Raw genomic sequence first — 1,563 nt, 5'->3', positions numbered from 1 at the left:
TTTAAAAACATTCCTTTTTTCTACCATTTGTCAAGCTTATCAAGCTTTTAATCGAAAAATTTTTTAAGACAATAGCTTGGATTTAGCTATTGTCTTATTTTTCTGCTCTAATTAGCGTCAAAAAGTGTACACGAAAACAACACCTTATTTTGTTATTTTTTGNATAAGGTGTTACAATGATATAGCATCAACGACTTTAATGATTTTGGGTCGAAGCATAATCGTAAAGTTTGTTATGCGTTATGAGGTAATACATTGTCCTGATGAGGCGATGTATAGAGGCAATCGTATGTGGCTTGGTTGAAGTCGTTTGCGATTGTCTTTTTCGTTTCTCATAGAAGTCTGCGATATGGCAAGGATTGGTGTGACTAGCAGAAGCCATATTATGAATACACTTGAACAGAATCTTTCGAGCATAAGGATTCCCACGTTTGGTAATGTGCTCCTGAGCTAGATAGTTGCCAGACTCATAGTGTCTCAGGTCAATGCCGATAAAAGCATTGATTTGATTGGCGGACTGAAAACGGCGAATGTCACCGAGTTCACCAATAATACTTGTTGCAGTAGTTTCTGCGATACCAGGGATAGAAAGAAGAATCTCGTATTCTGGTAAAGGCTGAGCGAACGTNACCATTTCGTCCAGAACAGTTTGTCTCCGATTAGATAGTCTGATCAGNTCTTGTGCATAGTAACGGACCTCTTCAATCATTGGAGAGGTTTTCTTAACGGCACCATAAGATTGCTTGGCTAAGTTCTGTAACTTTTCAGCTAGAGCGGATACTCGCTTATCAGAGATACGTTTTGATGTCGAGTAACGAACACTATTTTCTAATTTATTTATGTCTAAAGCTAGCACATACTCTTTACTTGGAAAGGCGGTCACCAAATTCCAGTATTGTTCCCCAGTTGGTGTTGAGAGGAGTTTCTCTATCTCAGGGAAGGTGATTTGTAAAACCTTGTGTAGCCTATTCTTAGTTCGCACGATATCTTCTGTTAGGTTCTGATAGAAGCGGCTTAAGTCACGTAACTCTTGATAGACTTTCTCTTGGACATAAGTTGGTTTACGATTCAGAACAAACTGAGACTGAGCCAATTTTTCAGCGTCAATTTTGTCTGTTTTACGGACACGTAAGCTATCTAGTTGCTTCTTAGCTTCTAGGGGATTGAGCCGTATATAAGGGTAGCCATTGTCCTCAAGAAAAGCTTGAAGGCGACGAGAATAGATCCCTGTTGCTTCAAATACAATCTCTAGCTGATAAACAGTTTTCAAGTCATTTAGAAGACGAGAAAGACCAATGAGGTCGTTCGACATCGTATAGGCGTGAACTTTCTCGCCGTTGACTAGAATAGCGACTTCTGAGNTTACTTTGCTCACATCAATTCCGAAAACAGTACGCATGATAATTTCCTCTTTGTCTTGAATGATTCCTAGTTTTAGTGATTTCATTTTCAATACTCGATGTCAAGCATCCCACATACTTTGATAAAATTCTACCTAAAACAGGTGTCTTGTCAGTTTTTGTTACGACGTCAAGCGCCTAAAAGACCTACGACTTAACAAGA

1 protein-coding gene is annotated in these 1,563 nt (G+C 39.0%); it reads right to left on the bottom strand.

The window, feature by feature from the left end:
- Positions 1 to 196: 196 nt before the first annotated feature.
- Positions 197 to 1,399, bottom strand: coding sequence for an IS110 family RNA-guided transposase (locus A3IA_RS0108960; RefSeq protein ID WP_026217653.1), 1,203 nt, complete (start codon positions 1,397 to 1,399; stop codon positions 197 to 199).
- Positions 1,400 to 1,563 lie beyond the last annotated feature (164 nt).

The sequence above is a fragment of the Streptococcus thoraltensis DSM 12221 genome (assembly GCF_000380145.1).
GTDB lineage: Bacteria > Bacillota > Bacilli > Lactobacillales > Streptococcaceae > Streptococcus > Streptococcus thoraltensis.
This window is presented reverse-complemented; position numbering and strand designations above follow the sequence as displayed.